This is a genomic window from Arthrobacter sp. Sr33, from assembly GCF_054511195.1.
In genome coordinates, this window is record NZ_JBTNDD010000011.1 from 24217 (window position 1) to 46179 (window position 21963).

Annotated in this window: 16 protein-coding genes and 1 pseudogene; 7 read left to right on the forward strand and 10 right to left on the reverse strand. The window is 58.4% G+C overall.

Annotation, left to right across the window (positions count from 1 at the left end; all coding sequences use genetic code 11):
• Nucleotides 1–221 precede the first annotated feature (221 nt).
• Nucleotides 222–800: a 16S rRNA (guanine(966)-N(2))-methyltransferase RsmD gene (gene rsmD, locus ACX80T_RS14010; protein ID WP_459304704.1), complete on the reverse strand. Its 579-nt coding sequence runs from the start codon at nucleotides 798–800 to the stop codon at nucleotides 222–224.
• A gap of 185 nt (nucleotides 801–985) precedes the next feature.
• A complete protein-coding gene (locus ACX80T_RS14015) occupies nucleotides 986–2581 on the reverse strand; it encodes an alpha/beta fold hydrolase (protein ID WP_459304706.1) in 1596 nt (531 codons plus the stop codon).
• A gap of 995 nt (nucleotides 2582–3576) precedes the next feature.
• On the opposite strand from ACX80T_RS14015, the gene ACX80T_RS14020 reads away from it, so the two are divergent.
• A complete protein-coding gene (locus tag ACX80T_RS14020; RefSeq protein WP_459304707.1) occupies nucleotides 3577–5010 on the forward strand; it encodes a DUF2252 domain-containing protein in 1434 nt (477 codons plus the stop codon).
• A 295-nt stretch (nucleotides 5011–5305) separates the two neighbouring features.
• Here ACX80T_RS14020 and ACX80T_RS14025 read toward each other — a convergent pair whose 3' ends face one another.
• Nucleotides 5306–6949, reverse strand: a complete 1644-nt coding sequence (locus tag ACX80T_RS14025) for an HNH endonuclease signature motif containing protein (RefSeq protein ID WP_459304708.1) — start codon at nucleotides 6947–6949, stop codon at nucleotides 5306–5308.
• 325 nt (nucleotides 6950–7274) lie between these two features.
• On the opposite strand from ACX80T_RS14025, the gene ACX80T_RS14030 reads away from it, so the two are divergent.
• From ACX80T_RS14030 to ACX80T_RS14040, 3 genes are all read left to right on the forward strand, one after another.
• The gene (locus ACX80T_RS14030; RefSeq protein WP_459304709.1) at nucleotides 7275–7655 is read left to right on the forward strand and encodes a hypothetical protein; all 381 of its coding nucleotides are present in this window, start codon (nucleotides 7275–7277) and stop codon (nucleotides 7653–7655) included.
• 313 nt (nucleotides 7656–7968) lie between these two features.
• On the forward strand, nucleotides 7969–8379 hold the full coding sequence (locus tag ACX80T_RS14035) for a hypothetical protein (RefSeq protein WP_459304710.1): 411 nt from the start codon (nucleotides 7969–7971) through the stop codon (nucleotides 8377–8379).
• A 178-nt stretch (nucleotides 8380–8557) separates the two neighbouring features.
• Complete coding sequence (locus ACX80T_RS14040; protein WP_459304711.1) at nucleotides 8558–8848, forward strand: hypothetical protein; 291 nt, start codon at nucleotides 8558–8560, stop codon at nucleotides 8846–8848.
• 372 nt (nucleotides 8849–9220) lie between these two features.
• Here the strand turns inward: ACX80T_RS14040 and ACX80T_RS14045 are convergent, their stop codons facing one another.
• Entirely contained in the window at nucleotides 9221–10636 is a 1416-nt protein-coding gene (locus ACX80T_RS14045; protein WP_459304712.1) for a sugar nucleotide-binding protein, read from the reverse strand.
• Between the two features lie 4 nt (nucleotides 10637–10640).
• Nucleotides 10641–11639, reverse strand: a complete 999-nt coding sequence (rfbB, locus tag ACX80T_RS14050) for a dTDP-glucose 4,6-dehydratase (RefSeq protein WP_459304713.1) — start codon at nucleotides 11637–11639, stop codon at nucleotides 10641–10643.
• A gap of 93 nt (nucleotides 11640–11732) precedes the next feature.
• Between rfbB and rfbA the strand changes: the two genes are divergently transcribed.
• Nucleotides 11733–12605 (forward strand): glucose-1-phosphate thymidylyltransferase RfbA, encoded by an 873-nt coding sequence (gene rfbA, locus ACX80T_RS14055; protein WP_459304714.1) that lies wholly within the window; start codon nucleotides 11733–11735, stop codon nucleotides 12603–12605.
• A 34-nt stretch (nucleotides 12606–12639) separates the two neighbouring features.
• Here rfbA and ACX80T_RS14060 read toward each other — a convergent pair whose 3' ends face one another.
• The 3 genes and pseudogenes from ACX80T_RS14060 to ACX80T_RS14070 all read right to left on the reverse strand — a co-directional run.
• A complete protein-coding gene (locus ACX80T_RS14060; RefSeq protein ID WP_459304789.1) occupies nucleotides 12640–14847 on the reverse strand; it encodes an ATP-dependent DNA helicase RecG in 2208 nt (735 codons plus the stop codon).
• A gap of 1 nt (nucleotide 14848) precedes the next feature.
• Nucleotides 14849–15889: a DAK2 domain-containing protein gene (locus ACX80T_RS14065; RefSeq protein WP_459304790.1), complete on the reverse strand. Its 1041-nt coding sequence runs from the start codon at nucleotides 15887–15889 to the stop codon at nucleotides 14849–14851.
• A 910-nt stretch (nucleotides 15890–16799) separates the two neighbouring features.
• Nucleotides 16800–17475 (reverse strand): annotated as a pseudogene (locus tag ACX80T_RS14070) (transposase); the annotation flags it as partial.
• Nucleotides 17476–17748: 273 nt separating this feature from the next.
• Here ACX80T_RS14070 and wecB point away from each other — a divergent pair.
• Entirely contained in the window at nucleotides 17749–18894 is a 1146-nt protein-coding gene (gene wecB / locus ACX80T_RS14075) for a non-hydrolyzing UDP-N-acetylglucosamine 2-epimerase (protein WP_459304715.1), read from the forward strand.
• A 205-nt stretch (nucleotides 18895–19099) separates the two neighbouring features.
• The gene (locus ACX80T_RS14080; RefSeq protein ID WP_459304716.1) at nucleotides 19100–19999 is read left to right on the forward strand and encodes a CatB-related O-acetyltransferase; all 900 of its coding nucleotides are present in this window, start codon (nucleotides 19100–19102) and stop codon (nucleotides 19997–19999) included.
• Nucleotides 20000–20281: 282 nt separating this feature from the next.
• Here the strand turns inward: ACX80T_RS14080 and ACX80T_RS14085 are convergent, their stop codons facing one another.
• Together ACX80T_RS14085 and ACX80T_RS14090 are read right to left on the reverse strand one after the other, a co-directional pair.
• Complete coding sequence (locus ACX80T_RS14085) at nucleotides 20282–20554, reverse strand: hypothetical protein (RefSeq protein ID WP_459304792.1); 273 nt, start codon at nucleotides 20552–20554, stop codon at nucleotides 20282–20284.
• Between the two features lie 201 nt (nucleotides 20555–20755).
• A complete protein-coding gene (locus tag ACX80T_RS14090) occupies nucleotides 20756–21856 on the reverse strand; it encodes a glycosyltransferase 61 family protein (protein WP_459304717.1) in 1101 nt (366 codons plus the stop codon).
• Nucleotides 21857–21963 lie beyond the last annotated feature (107 nt).

Below are 21963 nucleotides of genomic sequence, written 5' to 3' on the forward strand. Positions count from 1 at the left end.
CCGCGGGGGAAGATCGGTCACCACCATGGAAATGCATGTGTCTCAGACGCACTCGTTGGAGGAACTGTCCTCGACCGAGCACTCTTCCGAAGAACTCCGTGTTGTGCTCTATTCGCATGAGGCCCTCCGGTCCCAAGGATGGCCCACGATGACCCCGGCCCTTGCACGCTTGTGTCAATGGTTCGCGTCGCTATGGCCAGCAAGGCTCCGACTGGTGTCCCTCAGACCGCGGCCTCGGTCGGTTCTGCGAACCATAGCTTGGTTTCGCCATACTTTTTTTCGGCAAACCGTTCCAGACCGGCCGGCCATTCAGGTTCCTGCGAGCGCGATGAGCGTTCCAGTACGACAACAGCGCCCTCTGCCAGGTGGGGAACCAGGGTTTCAAGGATGCCGGTCAGTGCGTCGTTTTCTACCGGATAGGGAGGATCCATCAATACGAGATCCCATTGATCCGACGGAAGAGCCCGATCCAAGTAGGTTTCTACCTTGAGGTGATGTACCCGGACAGTCTGGTTTTTGAGGGTTTTGTTCACCAGATCGGCGTTGGTCCGGCTGACTGCCGCGGCTTTGTCGGCCGATTCCACCAGGTCGACGATCTTCGCTCCGCGGCTTGCGCTTTCGACGCCCAGGGAGCCTGAGCCAGCAAAGAGGTCGAGTACTCTGGCATCGGCGATGACCTCGTAGGCGTCGAGACGAGAAAACAACGCCTCTTTGACCCGGTCAGTGGTGGGCCGTGTTGCTGTGCCCGGAACACTGAATAGAGGTATGCCTCCAGCGGCTCCGGCGATAATTCGACTCATGTTTCAACTGTATCGACATGAGGTGGGACGTTTGGCCACCGATTCTTGTCTGCCGAAAGTGGCGGCAATATGGCGGCGCCGGGATCGGGGCCGCCATCAGGTTGCTGGTGGGTGCTGTTGCGGGCGGAAGTACAGACCATAAGCGGGTGCGGTCGACCTGCCATAGATGGCAAACCGGGGGCTTCCTATCCGCTCGTATCCTGCAGCACCTCCAACATAAGCCGGTGAAACTCGGTTGGCTGCTCCCACATTGGTCGGTGCCCTGAGGTCTCAAACACACGTAGTTCCTTGGAGGGGGCGGTCAGCACTTCGTACCACTCTTGCGCGAGGACGGCACGGCCAGGAGCCTCGTAACGCCCCTGCGCCAGATACACGGGGATATCCAGGGTCGTCACCTGTTCTCGAAAGTCAATCTCTTGCAGCTGCGGATAGAGCGCAGCGAAAACGTCGAGGGTGGCGCCGAGGTTCCGGACCTTCTCAACGTTGGAGTACTCCTCAACAAAAAGCCCTTCGGAATTCTGACCTGAACCCTCCGCGTTCGGCGTTCGGTCGTACGGATGAACCAATTGCTCGGTTCCGATCGCCGGTTCGTAGCCCCTGATGTCGGTGTAGGGCGGCGGACCGTACGCTTCAAGCGTGGTCGCCAGCCCGACGTCGCCTGTGGTGCGCGCCCACTCCAGCGCATCCTCATAAAAGATGATGTCAGTGGCACGCTGGCTCACCATTTGGCCGACGCCAACGAAGGCCTGGTAGAACTGCGGTTCACGATCCGCAAGGAGGACCCCGAGCGTTGAACCCCACGATTGTCCCACCAGGTAGATACGGTCCTGGCCGAACCGCTGGCGAAGATACTCAGTGACAGTTAGTGCGTCGCTAATTGCGTTCTCCAGCGTGAGGGTTGACGCCGGCTCGAACTGGTCCATCGACTTGCCGGTGCCTCGCTGGTCGAGGGTCGCGACGACAAAATCCTCCTCCAGGGCTTCCCCGTGGTTACGCATCGCTCCCAATTCGGTTCCTCCGGGACCTCCCGCAAGGAACAGGAGGACCGGGTTCGTATCGCTGCGTCCTCGGATCATTACGCTCAGCTGATGATCTCCGACATCCACACTTGCGAACTCGGAGACGCTTCCCGGCACGGGTGTGCCGTCCTCGGCCAAGATAGCGTCTGTGGAGCCCGGCAACGCGACAAAGAAGCCGAGTAGAAGAACGAACACGCCGGTCAGGGCCGTCAGCCCGCGGAGCAGGACTGTCCGTGTCCGCCGACGAATTGGAGCGCTAGGATTCTGGCTGTTGCGCTGCACTCTCCGCCGTTCGAGCGCAGCGCCCAGGATTGCGCCAAACATCATCGGGATCAGCACCAGAAGGCCGTGGAACCCGCGTCCGGTAACAAACGCGACGACGCCGTAGATCGAGTTGAGCTGAATTTCGTCCACGGTTGGGCCTTGAACACCTGCACGGACGAGTTCGAACGATACGAGGAAAAGTACTGGCGCAATAAGAACCGCCCACCGCGAGCGAAGGGCGACGCCGCTGGCGGTGCCGACCAGCAGACTTATCGCCACAGTAGCTACGGCATCGACCTCCGTCAGTGGGCCTCGGGGAGTCAGCCAACCGGCCATCAGTGCATACCCGACCGTCACAGCCACAGTGGCTGCGAGTCCTACCCATGGTCTATCGAGGATGGTGCTCAGTCGGCTCGGCTCGGCCGGAACGGTCGGGGACGGCGAACTGGTTCGCTGCTCTTTTGACATATCCGTGGCTTCCTGGAGGGGGATCCTCATCTTTCCTGGAGGGGTGATCATCATCTAGAGACCAAATGCCGTCAATCCGGAGTCTGCGGCCCCCACCGATTCACCCACTCTTCATTCGACCGCTGTCCCAGCCGACGACATAGAGTCGAAGGTCCCGCGGTGCCGAGCAAGAACCCGGGTGTCCCCGGCGGTGCCGAGAGAACCTGTCGCCAGTCGCTAGTCGCCAGGACCCAGGAACTCAAAACTCGACACTCGACACTCGACACTCAATGACTGTGGATGCTATCGCTTCTTGGCGTCGCTATGTGATCGCTTCGTGGCGACGTTATGTGATCGCTCGTTGTCGTATCAGCGACCCGTATGCCGATCGGCTTGTGGTCGCCCTGCTCCAGGGCCTTGGGGTACATCAAGGAGGCATCGACGGTCGAGCCGCCACGTGAGCCCAGTTCGAACCGCAGAAGTGGTTTCCGTTTGAGTTGCAGCCATCATGGTGAGTATTCGATGCTCAGCTGAGGCCGAATCAGCGCTTTCAGGATGCCGGTACCGCAGATGTTCTGGGCAGGAGGACGGGGCAGCGTGTCACCCGGATTCGACTCCGTGAGACGCCTGCCGCCGTTAGCACGGTACCGTGTTCGCCGCCCGGTAATTCATCATGGCCGATATCACCCACTCCTGCGTTGTAACTCCCCTGCCCATCTACCCGCAACAGCCGTTCCACCAAGACCGGGCTGGAACGTTCTTAACGCCAAAGGCTGCACGGATACCACTCAACGTAGGACGCGCTTCGACAGAGTTCTGGTGGAACGTATGACTGTGCTCCATGAGCATCACAGGTGTCTTCGGACGACCCGCCTTCAGCATGTCGACCCCTGGGCCGGATCATTCAGCAGCGCGCGTTGACGATGGGTCAGGTCGGGGCCATAATCGCCCTATTGAGCCAAGACACGCGGGCGCGCTCCGCAAGGACCTATTCCCTGGTGGCCAGTGCCGGTGGTGGTTCCTGATGCAAAGGGAGGTCCCCGGTCATGGCCGAATCCAGAATCAAGCACCGGAGCGTTGAGGAGCGGATCGCGAAGGGCAAGAGTTGCCGGAAGAAAACGCCGGTCTCCAGCCCAACGGGGTGGGTTCCCGATCCCGGTCGGCCGGATCCGGTCGCGCTCCTCGAGGAGCAGAACCGCACCCGGGAACAGGACCTTGTGCCGGTGCGGCACGGCCGGATGCTGGCCTCGCCGTTCACCTTCTACCGGGGTGCGGCCAAGATCATGGCCGCTGATCTGAAGGACACTCCACGGGCCGGCCTGATCACCCAGCTGTGCGGAGACGCCCACCTGTCGAACTTTGGCGTATTTGCCTCGCCGGAGCGGAACCTGCTCTTTGACCTCAATGACTTCGACGAGACGCTCCCGGGACCGTTTGAATATGACGTCAAGCGCATGTCCGCGAGCTTCACCATCGCTGCCCAGAACAATGCCTTCACCAGGACAGAAACACACGATGTGACGCTGACCGCGGTCCGGGCCTATCGGGAAGCGATGGCCGAGTTCGCGCAAATGCGCACTCTGGACATCTGGTACGCCCAGCTATCCGAGGAACAGCTACTGGAAACCATCAACATGGCTGCGTCGACGCCCAAGGGCAAGACCCTCAAGAAAGCCGAGGGCCTGGAGAAGACGGCGCGGAAAAACATCGCCAAGGCCCGCACCCGGGACAGTCTGCAGGCCCTCTCCAAGCTTGGCGAACTCGTGGACGGGAAGTACCGGATCGTCAGTCAGCCGCCGATAGTCATCCCGGCCCGGGAGCTGGGCGGATCGCTCGGCATGTCTGCCGATGAACTTGAGCATGTGATCAGCGAGCAGCTCCGTTCCTACCGGGCCACGCTCCAGGACGACCGGCGTCACCTGCTCGAACGGTTCGAAGTCATCGACGTCGCCCGCAAGGTTGTCGGCGTCGGCAGCGTTGGCACCCGGGCGTTCATCGCTTTGCTCCAGGGGCGCGATCAGGAAGACCCGTTGTTCCTGCAACTCAAGGAGGCCACGCGATCCGTGCTCGAGGACCACTTACCTAAGAGCAAGTTCAAACAGCCGGGCGAGCGCGTGGTGCAGGGGCAGCGGATGATGCAGGCAGCAAGCGACATCTTCCTGGGGTGGACCGAGGGCGCGCAGGAAAACCGGTACCTGTACTGGCGCCAGTTACGTGATATGAAGGGCTCAGCCGTCGTGGAGGGAATGAAACCGCTCAACATGACCATCTACGCCGGAATCTGCGGCTGGACCCTGGCCCGGGCGCATGCCCGCTCCGGTGACCCGGTCGCGATCGCTGCCTATATGGGCAAAAGCGCTAAATTCGACGTGTCGATCACCGACTTCTCCGAGCGCTACGCGGACCAGAACGAGCAGGATTACCGGGCCTTCGCCAACGCGGTTCGTTCCGGACGATTGGAAGCCGTCGAGGGCCTCTAGGCCGACCGCAACGTGCCAGCGGACGCGCGCATGACGTCCCATGCACTGCTCAGCAAACCACAACGCCTCATAAACGCACTCGTCATGGACGAGCGGCTTCTGTAGGCACGAACGGACAACCTTGATCGTCAGGACCAGACCCAGTGGCTTGAGGGCACGGCTGCGGTGCCGGCCCTCATGGCGCAGATCTGATCCACGATCTGGTCTTGCAAACGGGACTGCCCCGACGAGCAAGTGGAAATTCGCTGGCAATTGAAGCCCCTCGGCGGCGAAGCCTAGCAAGTCAGACGGCACATCAACCCGAAACCAACGGATTGCGATCCTGCTCAGGGGGATGATCCCGGTGATAGTGGTTCTGTCGAGGTCTCTGCGCCGGATCGATAAACCGCGGCGGAACAAACCACGGAATCCGGTCCCTCACCTCGATCTTCCATTCATCTTGGTGAACCAGATGGTGATGCCTGGTGCAAAGCAACACTCCGTTGTCAACGGTGGTCGGGCCACCTCGACTCCACGGAAGGATGTGATGACCCTCGGTCCAGGGCGACGGCATCATGCAATCCGGAAACGCACATCCACCATCCCGCGCGGCCAATGCTTTACGGATAGTGGGAGGAAACAAACGACGAGGATTCCCCACATCGAGAACCTGGCCTTGCGTTCCAAGCACCACGGGTAAGACATTCGCATCGCAGGCAATCCGACGAATCGACCGAGCACTGATCAAGCCGCCAAACGCTGCATGACCAGCTCTACCGACATCGGCCACCAAGTCCTTGTAGTTGATGGTGACCAACACCTGCGGCCTCATCCCTCCGGCGTCGGAAAGCGTGCTGCTAGCCAAGGCAATTCGACATGCACCCACCAAGCCATCCAGCAACTGCTGCGCCCACGTCGACCGATCAAGCTCCTCTTCCGGAATGGTCCCTGCTCCCTGAGCAGCTGAATCTCCGGATGAACCGAACAAAGTCGCCTCAGCGTTCGAAGAATCCGCCCCGGCACCAGACGGCTGTGCGCCGGCATCTACACCTCCATCTGTGCCCGCACCTGCACCTGCACCTGTGCCCGCAGCTGCACCTGCACCTGCACCTAAAGTCTTAGCCACGCCACCCAGCTTTTCTGCTTCAGCAGCCGACAGCCCTGCCCTGGCCCTTGGGTTGGTGGCTGAATACATCACCGTGATCAGGTCTTCGAACTGTTCGTCGGTCGCTGAGATCTCCATGAAGTGCAGACCATGACGCTTGCCCCGGAGAAAAACTCCCTGCCGTGCACGCAAAACCTCTTCGGTTGGTTCAGAGCCATCAGGGTTGAGCAAACTCTCCCACCGCTGAATCAACACCCTGAGCACATCCAGATCCGAGACAACTGCCTGCCGAGTCAGAGTGGCCTCCATCTCGTCCAGATCCTTGGACGAAGCAAACGGCTTGACTCTTTCCATGGCCGAACTGATCAAGGTGGCCGCCTGGCTGCTGACTTCCGATCGAGCAATCGCAGCCCCAAGATGTTCCAGCCGAGGAGCAAGCGGCTGACCATTCAGCTGAACCGTGGGCAAAACCTGGCCAGATACACGAATCCGCCGCTTCGCATCACTCTTGCTGATTCGCAAAGTGTTCCGAAGATACTCAGCGTTGTCTCTGCACCCCGTGCGGTTCAGCGCTCCCTTGGAGGAATCGCCGTCGGACACTCCAAGACTGATCCGCTGGTCGGACTCACCGACAACCGCCACATTCTGATGTTCCACCGCGTGTGCCACAATCAGCTGTAGCTGCTCGGCAGTTCTGGCGACCTGCTCGATAGCCACCGCGATTTCGGCAAGTTCACGGGTGGGCATGACCAGACTCTCCGAACGAAAAGAGTCAGCAATCCCCGACAGTTCGGTGTTCAACCAGGCGAGATACCGAGGAGTATCGGTCTGCTGCTCGAAAGGGGTGATTGCCATGGTCCAATTTTATCGAACACATGTTCGAATGATCCAGCGACTGGGGCCAATGTGGAGAAGGAGTGGCCACTAGTCCTCCACACCTTCAGAACCTGCCACCATGTGCATCTGATGGCGTCGGCTGCTGGTGAATGGTTGAGGGCGCCGATGGTGCGGACAATATGAACGTGCAGCCACCACCCCGCTTCAGAGGAATCGTGGAGTATCAGGTGGCTCGATAAGCTCGAGGGCATGACTGTGAAAGCTTACCGACGAACGTGCACGCCTGCCTTGGGTGGAGCGTGGCGCGATGCCTGCACCGTTCACGGTGCCAGATTAGAGGACTGTGCCTGAGGAACTGGTCGGCCTGATTTTTCTCTCGTTCACCCTCTTACTCCTGCCAGCCGTCTGCGTTGCCGTTACACGCCAGGCAGCCGAGGGCTCCATCGGTGTAAACGGGTCCGCCGGGATCCGTACCCGGCACACCAGGGCGTCCTCCGCGGCGTGGGTCGCCGGGCACGCGGCGGCCCTTCCGGTGGTGAAAATAATGTGGCCCGTGGCAGGCGCCGGGCTGCTGACCGCCGTGGTGGTTCAACTAGTAGCTGGTGGTCCGACGGGCATAGGTGTCGCATTCCTTGCGCTCATCGCTCAGACAGTGGTGCTGCTCTGTTCCGCCGCGGCCGCTAATCGCGCCGCGTGCTCGGCCTCCCAGGATGAGGTGCCGTAGCCGATCCCCTATGGACGATCCCTGATGCCCTGGGCGTATTCGATGCCATACCTGAGCACCGGGTCGAAACCGGCGCCGATGGTGCGCTGAAATGCGAACGGCATTGACGACGAAGATGTTCCACGCATTCTGTCAGCCTTACTAGCGCATGCTGATCAGGCAGCGCTGAGCATTTTACTTCTTGGGGGAAGAAGTGGTCTCAAAATTTTCGTCGTCAAACCTTGGTTGCTCAAACATGCGCTCGTGGGCGGCTCTCGGGGTAGCGGCTTTGATTCTGACCGGTGGATCTCCTGCGACAGCAGCGTCACCGGTGATGACCTCCGTTGCAGCAACCGCGGATACTGCTGCAACCTCGCTCGGCAAGACCAACGGCAAGACCAACGGCAATGGCCACGGCAATGCGAAGGGGAACGCCATAAAAGCCTTCGATCGCGACGTCGAGAAGGCAACGCAGTTCATGCGCACTGCACCTGATGGTTCCACCCACTTCGATACCGATGCCGCGCAGGCCGCAAATGCCGACCCGGCGACGCTGGAAATGGGAACGATCATCAACCAGCTCGGAGCATCCCAGCAGTCCGCGCCCGAGGGTCAGTTGTCGATTCAGGCGAGTGTGCCGATCTGGGGAAACTGGTGCGGTCCCGGGCACGGTGGAGGCGTTGCCGTGGACGTCCTTGACTCGATCTGCCGCACACACGACCGCTGCTACGGCTCCCGCGGCTAGTTCGCCTGTTCCTGCGACCGAGCCATCGTCCGAGACATCCGGGCAAACGCCTCCCGCATGAAGACGCAAGAACGAATGGTAGCGGCAGCCGTGAGCACCTACTTCACGTACTGCCTCTGCAATGCTTTGAAGTTGCCCATGCTTCGGCACCGAGATGAAGAAAAGAGGCTGGGAAGCGATGTCCTCTGCTGACCACGCCGATTACCAGGCGCCACGAACTGCCAAGCCCGTTTTTACTTGGGCGCTGATGCTCCTTGCGGTGATCGTCGTCCTCCTCTTCCCTGATTGGACTGGGTCTGGAGCCACCCGCCCTATCTGGGTTTTTGCCGTACCCGTTGTGCTCGGGCTGATTGGAGGTGCCCTCGCCCTGAGAGCCAGGCATCCATGGTGGGCCGTCGCCTCAGCTCTCTGGGGCTTCGTTCTGATCCAGGTCCTCGTCGTCGTCATCACCTTGATCAGCGGACCCTAGAAGTCATTCGCTCCATGGCCTAAGCGTTGCTCAGTGAACGAGCTGTCTGCGCAGCGTCGGACGTCCTGCAGACCCCCACCTACGGATCTCAGGGGGCGCGCTCTGCCGCCGTGACCTTCACGCCCGCGTCGCTGCGCGCTTCCGGTCACCGACGTTGCGCGGGATAGACGAGCGGTGATGAAAAGCCAGTCAAACGGCCGTACGCGGGGGCATAGCGCTCATGCCGATCGGGATCTTGTTCCCTGTACTTGCGACTGCAATGATGATTTCCTAGACGAAGTCATGAATCGGCGAACCGGTGAGCTGGTCGCTACCCGCCCCAGTCCCGCTGGAGTCGCAGTTGTGCTCATGCGGCCAACAATAGACCCGTCGCTATTCACGGCCATTCACATAGGCGGCCAACCGCTCATCCGCAGCAGCAGGACGGTAACCAGACGCTTCCAGCTTGTCCAAAGCCAGCACACTATTCAGAGGACGAGGCGCCGCGTCTTTATCCTTGAAATATTCGGCAGTGCTTACGCCCGTAACCGAGTCCTCCGGCTGCCCGCTGAGCCCATACACCTGTTGGGCAATGCCAGCCCAAGATGCCTCCCCACCGGTGTTTGACACGTTATAGGTGCCGTACTCAGCTCCGGTGTCGAGCAAATGCCTGATGGCACCCGCAATATCCTGAGTAAAGCTCAGCCGCCCAATCTGGTCATCGACCACACTCGGCTTGATCCCACGCCCCGCCAGGGAGGTCATCGTTTTCACGAAATTTGCACCCTCGCCCACAACCCAACTGGTCCGCACAATGTAGTGCCGAGGTACCACGGATACCACAGCGTCCCCGGCTGCCTTCGTCTGCCCATAGACACCCAGCGGCGAAAAAGTTTCGTCCTCGGTGTGCGGACCCTGCGTGCCGTCAAATACGTAGTCGCTCGAGACATGAACCAAAGTGATCCCATGGGTGTTGGCGACAGAGGCAAGCCGCGCAACTGCAACAACGTTGGCTGCCCACGCATCCCTCCGCCCCTCCGCTGTTTCCGCTGTGTCGACCGCTGTATAGGCGGCAGCGTTGATGATGGCGCGATAGTTGCGCCAGTTTCGCTCGCTATAGGAAGCTGGATTCAGTAAGTCGAACTCTGCACGACCTGCGAACTCAACCGTCGCGTCGCCGTCGTACGCCTCTTGCAATGCTTTGCCCAGCTGGCCGGTAGCCCCCAGGACGAGGATCTTTTTACCTGGCATAGGCGTGACTTCGGCGAGCCGAGGGTGAGCCCGGTCCTTATCGGAAAGCTGAGCATCGACAAGCGGGATAGGCCAATCGATCGCTGCAGTCTCATCGGCCAGATTCAAGAATGTGTAAGCTGCCTGCGCATCCGCGCTCCAGTGGTCATTGACCAGGTAAGTGTAGGCGGTGTTGTCCTCCAAGGTCTGGAACGCGTTACCGACCCCTCGCGGGATATAAATGGCCTTCCCCGCGTCAAGCTCAGCGGTGTAAACAGTGCCAAGGGATTCACCTTCGCGCAGGTCGACCCAGGCCCCGAAAATACGTCCAGTGGCCACCGAAACAAATTTGTCCCAGGGCTCCGCATGGATACCGCGGGTGGTGCCAGCTGATTCGTTGAACGAGATGTTGTTTTGCACTGGCTGAAAGTCTGGCAACCCCAGGGCCGACATTTTTTCGCGCTGCCAATTTTCCTTAAACCAGCCGCGGTTATCGCCATGAACGGGCAGGGTATAAACCGTCATTCCGGGAATCGGTGTAGAGGTCGCAGCGAGAGGCCGGGAAAATTCTAGTTCCATGGCTTTACTGTCCCTGACCCTTGTATTTGGCTTCGGTGGCAGACTTCTGTGGACGCCACCACTGCTCGTTGGCCTTGTACCAATCGATCGTCGCGGCCAGACCGTTATCGAATTCACCGAATTGTGGTCGCCAACCCAGCTCAGAGCGCAGTTTGGTGGAATCAATGGCGTACCGAAGATCATGTCCAGCGCGGTCCACGACGTGCTCGTAGCCGGTCGTCGGCTTCCCCATGATCCCAAGAATCATCTCGATGACCTCTTTGTTGTTCTTCTCACCATCCGCGCCAATGAGGTAGGTCTGGCCAATCTCGCCCTTGTCGATGATCGCCAGAACCGCCGACGAATGATCGTCAGCATGGATCCAGTCGCGTACGTTCTCCCCCGCACCGTACAGCTTCGGTCGGACGCCGTCGATCACGTTGGTGATCTGGCGAGGAATGAACTTCTCAACGTGCTGGTAGGGCCCATAGTTATTCGAGCAATTGCTCAGCGTGGCTTGGAGGCCAAAAGACCTAACCCAGGCACGCACCAGCAGGTCCGAGGCAGCCTTTGTCGAGGAATACGGGCTGGAGGGGTTGTACGGGGTTGCCTCCGTGAACCGTTCCGGGTCATCAAGCTCAAGATCGCCATAGACCTCATCCGTCGAGATGTGGTGAAAGCGTTTGCCGTGACGGCGAGCCGCTTCGATCAGGGTGTAGGTGCCGATGACGTTTGTGTCGAGGAATGGGCGGGGGTCATGCAAGGAATTGTCATTGTGTGACTCGGCGGCGTAATGCACTACTACGTCGTGGTCAGCTACCAAGGCATCGACAATATCGACGTAGCAAATATCGCCCTGAACGAAACTGAACCGGTCAGCGGGCAGGCCACGCAGTGACTCCTTATTGCCAGCGTAGGTGAGTTTATCCAGAACGGTGACCGAATAGTCGGTGTTGCGCAAGACATAGTGCACGAAGTTTGATCCGATGAACCCGGCGCCACCAGTGACGAGTAGTTTAAGCATGAAATCACCATACCTGCCGGTTCCCGCCCGCTAGGCCGCACCCCTTTTGCGCCGTTTTGGTTGTTCGGTTAGCGGTACGGGATGATCAGTCCCATGCGCGGAATCATTTTGGCTGGCGGAACCGGCTCACGACTGCACCCTATTACTTATGGCATCAGCAAGCAGCTGGTACCGGTATATGACAAGCCGATGATCTACTACCCCCTATCCACTTTGATCCTCGCGGGTATCCGGGACATCCTCATCATCACCACTCCCCATGATGCCGACCAGTTTGAGCGCTTACTCGGTGACGGCTCTCAGTTCGGTGTCTCGATCAGCTATGTCCAGCAGCCCTCACCCGACGGCCTCGCCCAGGCCTTTGTGCTCGGAGCGGATCATATCGGCTCCGACACCGTCGCCTTGGTCCTGGGAGACAATATCTTCTACGGACAGGGCATGGGGACTCAGTTACGTCGATTCAAGGATGTCGACGGCGGCGCGGTCTTTGGTTACTGGGTGGCGGAGCCCAGCGCTTACGGAGTGGTGGAGTTCGACGACGACGGCCGCGCACTCTCTCTTGAAGAAAAGCCAGCCAACCCGCGTAGTAACTATGCCGTGCCTGGACTCTATTTCTATGACAACGATGTTGTAGAAATTGCCAAGAATCTATCTCCCAGCCCGCGCGGCGAACTGGAAATCACCGATGTGAACCGAATCTACCTTGAGGCCGGAAAGCTACAGGTGGATATCCTCCCCCGCGGCACCGCATGGCTGGACACCGGAACCTTCGACTCTCTCAACGACGCCTCCAACTTCATTCGCACGGTCGAACACCGGCAAGGCCTGAAGGTGGGTTCACCGGAAGAAATTGCCTGGCGTGTCGGCTTCTTGACCGACGACGAACTGCGGGCGCGCGCAGAACCTCTGGTGAAGAGCGGCTACGGCAGCTACCTGCTGAACCTGCTTGTCTCATCCCCGTTTTAGATTGTTGCTTGGGGCTGGTCCATCCCTAGCTGGGTTAGCCCCGCTCCAGGTACGCTTCCTTCACGGGATTCAAATAGATATCCAAAGCCTCGGCCAGCTCCGGATGATCCACTAGATCAAGATCCTCCGCAACAATCTGCTGCGCATCCTCACGGGCCTTCTCGATGATCGCCGCATCCTTGACCACCCGCAAAAACTTCAGCGCTGACCGGCCACCGGACTGCGAAGCACCAAGGATGTTGCCTTCACGCCTCAGCTCCAGGTCCTTCTGCGACAGCTCAAACCCATCCGTGGTCGACGCAACAGCGGCGAGCCTCTCCCTGCTGGGATGATCCGGATCGAGTTGCGTCACCAATAGACAGGTCCCAGGATGCCCACCACGACCAACCCGTCCGCGCAGCTGATGCAGCTGCGAAATACCGAACCGATCCGCATCCATGATCACCATCATCGTGGCATTGTGAACATCCACGCCTACCTCGATCACCGTGGTCGACACCAGCAACTGAACGCTTCCGTCATTGAAGCGAGCCATCGTCGCTGACTTCTCGACAGGGTCCAGCCGCCCATGCAACAGCCCAATCGACACCCCCTGCATCACCGGCATCTCCTGCAGGCTTTCGAACAACTCGTTGACCGACGTCAGCTCCTGCTGAGCCGCACGGGGTGCTCCCACCGCTTCCGGCGAATAGAGCTCCAGAGCCGTGGAATCCTCCTCCTGGTCCCCAATCTTGGGACACACCACGTACACCTGGCGACCGGCGTCGATCTCTTCCCGAGCACGCGCCCAAATCCGCTGTATCCACCCTGGATGCTCGGTGAGACCCACCTCGTGGGTGGTGATCGGCGCCCTGCCGGCTGGCAGCTCGGTCATCGTCGAGACATCCAGATCCCCAAACACCGTCATCGCGACAGTGCGGGGAATCGGAGTTGCCGTCATCACCAGCACATGAGGCGAATTGGTTGCCTTGGACCGCAGCACGTCGCGCTGCTCAACGCCGAACCGGTGCTGTTCATCCACCACGATGAGCCCCAGATCGAAAAAGCTCACATTCTCCGACAGCAACGCGTGCGTCCCAATGACGACGCCTGCTTCACCGGTGGCCGCATCGAGCATCGCCCGCTTACGCTGCGCTGTGCTCATGGAACCGGTCAACAGCACCACCTTGGTGCCGTCGGCAGCACCGCCAAGCATTCCACCCATCCCCAGCGGACCCAGCGTTCGGGTAATCGACTGCAGATGTTGAGCCGCCAACACCTCGGTGGGTGCCAACAGCGCAGCCTGGCCGCCGGCGTCGATCACCTGGAGCATCGCGCGCAACGCGACCAGCGTCTTGCCCGAACCCACCTCACCCTGCAGCAGCCGGTTCATCGGATGCGGCGACGAAAGCTCATCGGCCAGCGTCTCCCCCACCGTCTTCTGCCCGTCGGTCAGCGTGAAAGGTAGCTCGGCGTCGAACTGGTCAAGCAGTCCGCCCGACCTGAACGGACGCGCCGTCGCCTCTTCCAGCGAAGTCAGGGCCCGACGTCGGGCAAGTGCGGTTTGCAGCACCAGCGCCTCCTGGTAGCGCAACCGGTGTTTGGCTCGGTAGGTGTCTTCGATGACATGCGGCCGGTGGATCAGCTCATACGCCTGGGTGACGTTCATCAGCTTGTCGCGGCGAGCAATTTCCGGTGGCACCGGATCATTGAGTTGGGAGTGCACCAGGCTGTCGAGCAGCTTCCCGACGGCCTTCTGAATGTCCTTGCTTTCCACCTTCGCCGCCGCCGGGTACACCGGTATGGGCCTCTCGAGGAAGGCCGGATCCACCATCTCGTCGTCGTCAAGCAGGGAGTACCCGGGGTTGGTGAGCGTCAGCCGGTTTTTATAGGCGGTGACCTTGCCATAGAACATGGCGTGCACGCCGGGGCGCAGGTCCCGGTGGGCATTGTGTCCGTTGAAGAAGGTGAGGCTGAGGCTGCCGAGGCGTCCGCCGTCGTCGTCGGTAATGACCACCTCGCACAGGAAGCCCTTGCGAGTCTGCATCTTCCGCTTGTTGGCTGACTGAACCCGGGCGATCAGGGTGACGTCCTCGCCCAAGGGCACGCTGCTGACCGGAGTCAGCTCGCCCCGCTTGAAATAGGCGCGCGGGACATGGTTGAGCAGATGGCCAATCGTATGAAGGTGGAGATGCTCGGCAAACAGCTTGGCGTTCTTGAGACCGATTCTCCCCGCAAGGGGAACGTTGAGTTCCTCAGTAATGTTATTGTCCACTGGCCTCTTGGGCTTCACTATGCCGTGCCGATTCGTTGAGTGGGGATGAGTCACCGAAAGTGGATGGGTCCTTGAGTTGAGTCACGTCGCCGTACTGCGGCGAGTCGGACTGGCGTGGCGACGCCAGTTGCGTCACTGACACGTTGATTGGATGGCCGGCTTCCTGGATGAGTTTCAGCGCCGGCTCGGGCTCGGGCACGTGGACGTGGACACGCCACCGATAGCCTTCCTCGACCTCGGTGACGGCGCTCATGATGACTGAGTCGCCGAGCTCGTCCAGGTGAAGCCGCAGAGTGGCGGCGTCGAGGGGGCTGAGGTTGATGGTGCACATGACTTCGACGCCTTCGGCGTCGCCGCCGTTGTGGATGTGGGGTGCCTGGATGTCGTACCCGTGGAGTCCGTCGAGGAGTTCGTCCTGCAGCTCTTCGCCGAGCGCGGCGGCCCGCAGCGCATCCATGATCAGGAGGAATCCCACTCCCCCGGCATCCACCACCTTGGCCGCGGTGAGAACGCCGAGCTGGCTTTCGGTCTGGATGACGGCTTCCAGGGCGGCTTCAACGGCGGCTTGCAGGGTGAGGGCGAGGGCGTGGTTGCTGTCGTCTCCGTTTTGGGCGCCGTCTGCCATGGCCGCTCCGCGGGCCGTCGCCTCAAGGACGGACAGCATGGTGCCGGGCACCGGGTCGCTGAGGGCTGACCAACTGCGGATCTGGGCTCGCTGCAAAGCTGTGGCAAGCAGGGGTCCGGAGAGTCTGGTGTGGTGGTGCAGTGGTTCGGCAACAGCTGCGAGGAACACAGCGAAGAGGGTGCCTGAGTTACCTCGTGCGTCTTCCATCGCGGCTTGACCGGCGACTCGGAGCAGTACGCCGAGATCGGTGGTGTCGGTTGCCGAGGCGGCGTGGGAAGCGGCGCGGACGGTGAGGTAGAGGTTGGTGCCGGTGTCGCCGTCTGCCACTGGGAAGATGTTGATGGCATTGAGGCGGTCGCTGTGGTTGCCCAGAGACTCTTCCGCCTTGCTCAACCATCGCTTCATCGCGGTCGCGTTAGCGGTGATTTTCGTCTGCAAAGTCATCCCACCCCACGTTGGCATGTGACTGCGGCGCTGCGGTCACGCCGGGCAATCCGGCACATACCGAGCCTACCGCAGTGAACCCTTTAGGGAGAGTAGCGGTGGACGGAAAGGTGGCGAGCAGGGATTAGCCCCCCTCCTCGCCACCGAGCCTCCAATGCCGATGACTTCGAGCCTACTTTGCAGTCGCAGTCAGACTAAGGTTGGTCACGTTGACCATGGTCAACGTGATAACAGTGAGTACCTTCCCATCCGGCCCCTTGCCGGCACAGTTACCCCAGTCAACTTCGACCCGGATGGGACCCCTCCCAAACTGATGGATATCCGCTGTCCGTTCTTTATCAAGGTTGCGATATTGCGGCTCGCGTCGAGTGGGACAGCTGCATCCGTCTCCCATTGCCACGTCAGCGTCTTACCTGAACTCGCCTATACAGCGTCTCTGATCACCACACTTGTTGCACTATTTGTCACAGTTCGGTTGGCCGAAGATGTACCAGGTATGGCCGGAATCATGTCCACCGAGGCTGCTGTTGAGGATAGGAGGTTTTAGCGCCCCTCGCGCTAATCTACTAATTTGCCTAACCCAAAACAGTGTTGAGTGCGCGAAGCCCCCTGCTTCCAAAAGTTCCATCTAGCCGCGGCACTCTAGTAACCTGCGGGATTATTTAGTTCGGTATCCGGGCCAATGGCCCACTGAACCCACTTCGGAAGAAGGACACCGTACCTAGATCGAGGTGAGCGTGATTCGCGCTGTTGCTGCCCCCTCCTCCCCCGTCACCCTTTTCGTGGCATGTTCCTGTGTGCTGGCCTGTTGCCCCGGCATGGTTGCCGCCCCCAGTCGTCCATGATCCGGGGGGTGCCTCTATGGTTTTCGTCAAGCGGCTGTGGCCGGTCGTGGTTCGTAGAAGGTGCCGTCTCTGAGCATGGCGTAGAGGGTGTCGCAGCGGCGGCGGGCGAGTGCAATGAGAGCTTGGTTATGGCGTTTACCCTCGGCCCGTTTCCGGTCGTAGTAGGCCCTGGATGGAGGGTCCTTTAGCGCCGCCAAGGCGGAGAGAAACAGGGCTCTTTTGAGTATCTTGTTCCCTTCCATGACAGGTGGTCCCCGCGGATGGATGTTCCGGACCGCCAGGTCACTGGGGCCAGTCGGGCGTAGGAAGCCAGATGTCCGGCGGAGGCGAAGTCTTTCCCGACGATCTCGATGAGGATTCGCGCTGCGGTCCTGACACCGACCGCCGGGAGCGATGTCAGGACCGGGTGAAGAGGGTGGGCCTCCACGAGGGCTTCGACCTGGGTGAAGACCGTGTCCCGGGATTCGCGGATGTCAGCGAGCATCATGGCTAATTGGGGTAGCACGATGGTCGCCGCGTTCGTTCCCACGACGGTGACTGTTTGCTGATCCAGGGCGGCGATGATGTCCGCGGCGAGGCGTTCACCCATGCGGGGTGCTAGCTTCGTCAGCCGGTTCCCGATCCCCGTCGACCGGCGTGGCGTAACGCTTCGGGGGTAGGCCAGATACTAGGGTCGTCGTCGAAGCCGCAAAGCATGGTTAGTAACTACCTGCGGCCGGACACCTCACTGCGGAGCCAGTATTCAGCGGAACTGCGCAACGCCGCGCTCAGCCCTAGGACCCGCACGAGATCCGACCTTGGCACTCATATGCCCCGGCCGAAGCCTGCAAACAGGCCGTCGGTGGAGTCCGAAGAGGATCTTTCCTCAATCGTGCGTCGTAACAGTAGGGCCGACGGTGCCGGGTCTTATCTTGGCACTGCTACTGCTGGGGTAGTCTATATACCGAAATGCCTACAAGAGAATAGGGACAACTTGTGCCAACTATAATGCCCATCTACGGGACCCGTCCGGAAGCAATCAAAATGGCTCCGATCGTTGACGCCCTCGAAAAGTCCGAAATATTTGATTGCGTGGTTACCGTCACTGGCCAGCATCGCGCCATGTTGGACCAAGTTAACAATCTCTTCGGGATTACTCCCAATCACGACTTAAACATAATTCAGCAACGTCAATCTTTGAACTCCATAATGACGAAAACGATTGAAGGATTAGATAAGTTATTTGAAACTTCCAAACCAGACGCCGTAATCGTTCAAGGTGATACAACGACTTCCACAGCGGCCGCAATTGCCGCATTCTACCAAGGTATCCCGGTGGTACATGTGGAGGCCGGGCTGCGATCTGGAAACCTGTTCTCGCCTTTCCCTGAAGAAGCAAACCGGAAAATGACTTCTCAAATCGCCAGCCTGCACCTCGCGCCGACACATACCAGTAAAGAGAACCTACTTGCGGAAAATGTGCAAGAGAAGGATATTTTCGTGACTGGAAACACAGTAATTGATGCTCTGTTCGAGACTGTCAAGAAAAATCTCCCCTTCACTGATCCGCTTCTTGAGGATTTGGCTTCCTCCGAAAACCGCATTCTGTTGGTAACAACGCACCGCCGAGAAAATCAAGGTGACGCGATGCGAGGAGTCGGCCGAGCGATAGCGAGAATCGCGGATGCCGAGCCAAACTTGACTATCGTTTTGCCCGTCCACAAGAACCCGGCTGTGCGTGAAGCAATTCTTCCTTTCCTCACGGACAAGCAAAACGTCCTTGTGACCGAACCCCTGGCCTATGGCGAGTTCACTCGACTTTTGTCAATTGCGCATGTAGTACTCACGGATTCAGGAGGAGTTCAGGAAGAAGCGCCAAGCCTGGGCAAACCAGTTCTCGTAATGCGCGACAATACCGAAAGGCCAGAAGCAGTGGTGGCAGGAACCGTCGCCCTTATTGGTACCGATGAGAACCGGATTTTTTCGGAGGTCGACCGCCTGCTGAATGATCAGGAATGGTTTGATTCTATGGCCAACGCCATAAACCCTTACGGAGATGGCCGGGCAGCGGAACGATCTGTTGCAGCAATTGCCCATATGCTCAATCTTGGACCAAGATCCCAGCAGTTCACTGGGGAATAGCACGAATCTACAGGAAGAAAGTAGCATCAGCATTCGATCTGGTTGGTTCTGTCCGAATTGTTTATTCGGCTCCGAGATACTCCTCGATCGTTAGGAAAAGGTTTCCAGATGAATAGGCGAATGTTAGTCGGTAGGGTACACGCCAGGCCGTGCCCATCGGACGATTAGGGCGAGAATACAATTCGGGCCATTAAGGCTTAGTTGAATGGAATATGGAGAATACCTGACGATGCTCAAGAACGAAGATGATATTAGCAACTTGCTTACCAATTCTATTTGGCACTTCTCCGGCAACGATCGGGTTCTGAGTATCGCCCTGCGTTTCCACCCAGACGGAAGGCTTTTCGGATATAGCCATCGCAACGAGCGTCGGTGGACAATTTTGGACGGTCAATTATGCTTCATGACTGAGCAAGGCAGGCTAACCGGCCGACTATCACCCGTTGTGGGCGATACGGAAGACATCACCTTCTGCGGAAACTCTCTCGTTGACCCTAAAGTGACATTCATTCTATCGCCAGTGACATGGGAGGCCCGAGGCCGCATGGAGACAATGACCCGCGCGGCCTTCGCTGGTGAATCAGCGCTGTATGGATGGGAAATTGGTGACCATACTTATGGAAAGCCTATAGTATTCGAAAAAACCTCCAAATTAAAAATCGGAAAGTTCGTCTCGATAGCTGGCGGAGTGGGCATTGCCTTGGGTGACCATCGTATCGACTCGGTATCTAGCTACCCATTTCCGACATTACGTAGATGGTGGCCATCCGCTGGCTCCCCCGTAGATCATGTCAGCAAGGGCGACGTTGTTATTGGGAATGATGTCTGGATCGGCGCCGGGTCGTTCATCACCTCGGGCGTCACTGTTGGAGACGGAGCAGTCATCGCTGGTCACGCCGTCGTGACCAAGAATGTGCCACCGTATGCGATTGTTGGGGGGAACCCTGCCCGAGTTCTTAGGTATCGCTTCCCTGAGACCACCATTGACCGGCTCCTGCGGATTGCATGGTGGAATTGGTCGGACGAAAAAATTGACCGATTTTTGCCACTTATGTTTAATGATGAATTGAAAGAATTTCTCGCCCAAGCGGAACGTGAAGTGTGAATTTAACTATTTTTGAGTTGGCCTCAGCCGACTCTCCGCTTGCATTTACTTGCCGGATCTTGCTCGTAAATCATGGGGAATTGGTTCGGAGCGAAAATTCATAATGGACCGTTCGCACTAGCCTCGATTTTTCATCGGGGCTAGCGATTGGGTTTCTGACGTCGGTGGGCAGAGCCGCTGATGCTGGATTGCTTTTGCCCTGTTGTGTCCCTCTGGATCAGCGCCGCTTCCACTTAGGGTGGGCTTTCGTTCTGGTCGTCGGGCTAATCCCAGGGGCAGGGGTTAGCCGGGCGCAAGGGGTCCTGAGAACAGGAGTCGTTGTTTGCGGCCAATGGTGATGAGTTTGCCGGCGGTAGCGATAACCCGATAGCGCCAACGTTTGATGTCCCAGAACGCGGCTCGGTGTCCCGCGGGAACGCAGGTGAGTTGAAGCCAGAAGGTGTGCTTCAGGGTTCGGATGCGGTTCTCGCACCGGCCGAGGCCCGGTAACGTGCGTCCAGTGCTGGTGCGTGCCAACGCGGTGAATTGGCCAGAACGCGGTGATCCGGTGATCATCCAGTTCTTAGTGAACGCCTACGGATTGTCCTATCTGCAATAGCCGTTGTTCGAACGGTCCGACCGATAGGACGACAGTCTGGCCCTGTTGTCATACCACCCAAAAGATGAATAGACCCCGGCGCCGACTTGAGCTCTCTACCCTTCCCCTAATCGCACTATACTGTGTGTACTCGACGGAGAACAATCTCGTCGTGACATTTAGGATTTTACGTCGCAGAATATTTGTACGTCTTCCGCCACTGAATCGAAATATTTTTGGTAATCAAACAATTCGGCATCAATGGATTTATCGAACAATACAAACGAATCGACTAAGGACTTGCCTGCAATTAATAGCCCATTATCAGGCCGGACCCCCGATAACTTTCGATCGGGTTGATAGATTGTCGTTGACCTAACATAAGGTTTTAAGCAACGAAGGAAACTGGCAAAATCTGTCGATCTTCTGATTATTAAGACATCGACAGGTGACCTGCCGAGGAGGTTGAAAGTGTGTAGGGCGGAGCCCTGAATGGAAATAGCATGGCTTGCGTTATAGGCAAGTTTGATCTGATCAGATGCATCCATCATTTCAGGAAATATGCAAGCATAGCCGAACTGCTCCAGAAATGCCGCAATATACCCCTCCCCCGCCAACTTTCCTCCAACGTCAGATAGAGGTCGCCTATAGAAAATTTTCACTGGGCTCCCCCGCTCTCCGAGCTTTCTATGGGAGTGTGCCGATAAAATATCCAAGTAGTCCGGTTTGTGAATATCAGAAAACAACAAACCACCTTGTTCCGGAACGGCAAGATTCTCGAAAATTGTCCGAGTCTTAATGAACGTCACCAAGTCAATATCAAAAAACCTAAAAATTTCCTGCTGCCAGGATCTTAGACTTTCAAAAACGAAGTTAGATCGCTCTTCGACCGAGCTTACCTCCGGCATGGCAACTACCCGAACATCCTTGTGCGACCCATCTAACAAGTACCAAACACGAGTCATTGTCTCAGTAATGAAGTGGCCATAGTGATTATGCAAAGGACCCAAATACATGCTAGGTCTTGAATCGATTTCAGGGACCGCCCCTGGCTCACTGAATCCAGTCGGATCATTGTGTCTGAAACGAGTGACCGAACCGACGGATTGACCAATCTGACGTAATTGCTGAGTATAAAGAGGCGCGCCGCTAATCGGAACGAGCCCACCTCGAACCGATCCATTTGAGCTTGAGACGGCCGTCGGCAGAACTGCGGCGTTATGAACCTCCAAGTAGTGCAAATCAGCTACTGAGTGTTCAATCCAACTAGGAGATGCCACTGGGAACATTCTTTCTGCCTATTGTAATACAACATACGAGCAAAAAATAGGCTATTCATCTAAAAATTTGAACGGTATAAATGGCGGTCCGATCAATCCATTAGCAC